The following is a 2,459-nucleotide window of genomic DNA, read 5'->3' on the forward strand; positions in this document are numbered from 1 at the left end:
CCCGTTTGGGACCTCCCATATATACTAATGTTTTACCACCTGCTGGTGCCTTTTCAGTCTCAAGTATGCTCTTGGGACAGCAATTGTTTTAATTAGACCATGACTTTATAAAAACAACCTTCGTTTGTGATTGACTAAGGTTGTTTTTTATAAAGTGTTCTCGGAAAATACAGCCTTGCTTTAAATCTGAGTTTAGCGTATATCTCCGTTAAAATGTACTCGGAACCCTTTGATGATCGTGCCTAGTTAGATAAACAAATATTGATACTTCCTTATAGAAATAGCCTGCTTGGTTAGGTACGTTGTTTCACAATCCCCGGAAATTTTTAATATAAGTAATGAATGCTTATTTTTTTCCTTCCGATAGCTTTCTATATAAAGAAGCTCTAGATACATTTGTAATTTCACAAATTTGATTTACAGTCATATTTCCTTCTTTATATAGCTTTACTGCATAATTCATTCCTGCGTGATTTTTATGATATTTCTTTAACCGTCCTTTAAACTTCCCTTCTTTCTTTGCGAGCTCAATTCCTTCACGCTGACGCATACGAATAAGGTCTCGCTCTAATTGGTTAACACCAGCCATTACCGTAATTAAGAATTGGCTATATGGATTATCTTCTGATAAATCTAGCCATGTATCCTTAAGTGATTTTAAGCTTCCCTTTTTATTTCGTATTAAATCAATCAATTCAAATAAATCTTGCGTACTTCGAGTGATCCGAGTTAAATCTGTAACATAAATAATGTCACCTTCCTGTAAATCCTCTAACATTTTTTGAAGTTGTTCACGATCTTTTGTGGCTCCTGAAGTTTTTTCTTCATAAATAATATCCATTCCAATTTCGTTCAATTGCCGAAATTGTCTTGAAGGATTTTGGCTAGTCGAACTGACGCGTACATAACGGGGTGGCGTCAGGAAAATGCGGATTTACAACGATAAGGAATTTCCAATATAAAAAGCCTGATTTCCCATCACCTAAATTGAGAAATTAGGCTCTTTTTTCGTTACTCCATAAACAGCATTCTATTACTGAATATGTAATTTACTTCGGGATAACAGGGACCCAGAGTTCGTGTCTTGGTTTATGCTTCGGACCGTAATAACATTCTATACACGGTAAATTTGCAAGTTCATACTCGGAGGTAGGGACCCACTCGGAATATAAACGTTTCCATGCATCCACTATGTTCGGAAAAACTGCCCATGTACTTGCGGGAATAATAAGCGTCTCCATATTTTCTGGGGATTCCCCATCGTATCTTACGCCCATGAAATAGGAAAATTGTTCATCTGTGATGGCAGCTTCTTTTCCGCAAACCCCCAGAAGGCTTTCAAGCGTGCATTTTGGATTTTCCCATGACATATCTACTAGTTCTTGCATAAATCCATCTTTTTTCGCAGTGTTCCAAAGCGTAGGGATTGTTTTAAATGCTCTGCTTGTTTTTACTGGCTTGCTTTTTCCGACAATTCTTAATTCAAAATCAAGGTTTTCAATTCTGTAGTCCATCTCGGTATCTCCTTTAATAGAAATTTGAAAGGAAATTTTGGGAAAGGCTTTTAACTGTACCCCTCTATTACGAGCATTGGAAGGGGTTACCCCATGCATTTTTTGAAAAGCACGTGAGAAAGTATCAGAAGAAATATAACCATATTTAATTGCCACATCGATGATCCGAATATCACTTTTTTGAATTTCAAATGCTGCAAGTGTTAACCGTCTTCGTCTAATATATTCTGATAGCGATACACCTGAGATTGAAGAGAACATTCTTGAAAAATGAAACTCAGAACAGTTAGCTGCTTTTGCAATCTCTTTGTAGTCTATTTCTTCATCCAGGCTATTTTCAATGTAGTTTAACGCATTGTTCATTCTTTCTAGCCAATCCATAAGTTTACTCCCTTTCAATATTTACTTTAAAACAAAATAGATAATAATTACCGACATTTCATGCCTAAAAATGTTGGTGAAAAAATACACCTTTTGATAGAATCAGGACAAACTATTTGTTTCTTTCCGATAGATTTCTATATAATGAAGCCCTAGATACATTAGTAATTTCACAAATTTGATTTACAGTCATGCCGCCTTCTTTATATAGTTTTACTGCATAATTCATCCCTGCGTGATTTTTATGATACTTCTTTAAACGCCCCTTAAACTTTCCTTCTTTCTTTGCTAACTCAATCCCTTCACGTTGACGCATACGGATAAGGTCGCGCTCTAATTGGTTCACACCAGCCATTACTGTAATTAAGAATTGGCTGTATGGATTATCCTCTGATAAATTTAGCCATGTATCCTTGAGTGATTTTAAGCTTGCCTTTTTCCTTCGTATTAAATCAATCAATTCAAATAAATCCTGCGTACTCCGAGTGATCCGAGTTAAGTCTGTAACATAAATAATGTCGCCTTCCTGTAAATCCTGCAACATTTTTTGAAGTTGCTCGCGAT

The 2,459-nt window shown here is 35.9% G+C and carries 3 protein-coding genes; all 3 read right to left on the bottom strand.

Annotated features, from left to right (window positions below; all coding sequences use genetic code 11):
• Positions 1–346 precede the first annotated feature (346 nt).
• Positions 347–922 (bottom strand): recombinase family protein, encoded by a 576-nt coding sequence (locus tag FOT98_RS30570; RefSeq protein ID WP_033656251.1) that lies wholly within the window; start codon positions 920–922, stop codon positions 347–349.
• Between the two features lie 127 nt (positions 923–1,049).
• Positions 1,050–1,895, bottom strand: coding sequence for an AraC family transcriptional regulator (locus tag FOT98_RS30575; protein WP_000383881.1), 846 nt, complete (start codon positions 1,893–1,895; stop codon positions 1,050–1,052).
• 112 nt (positions 1,896–2,007) lie between these two features.
• Positions 2,008–2,459 (bottom strand): recombinase family protein (locus tag FOT98_RS30580; protein ID WP_144291237.1); only part of this gene is annotated, 452 nt, incomplete at its 5' end.

Source organism: Bacillus sp. HY001, from assembly GCF_007558965.1.
Taxonomy (GTDB): domain Bacteria; phylum Bacillota; class Bacilli; order Bacillales; family Bacillaceae_G; genus Bacillus_A; species Bacillus_A mobilis.

Coding starts and splice junctions, on each gene's coding strand:
- FOT98_RS30575 (WP_000383881.1), bottom strand. CDS start 1,895: ATGGATTGGCTAGAAAGAATGAACAATGCGTTAAACTACATTGAAAAT.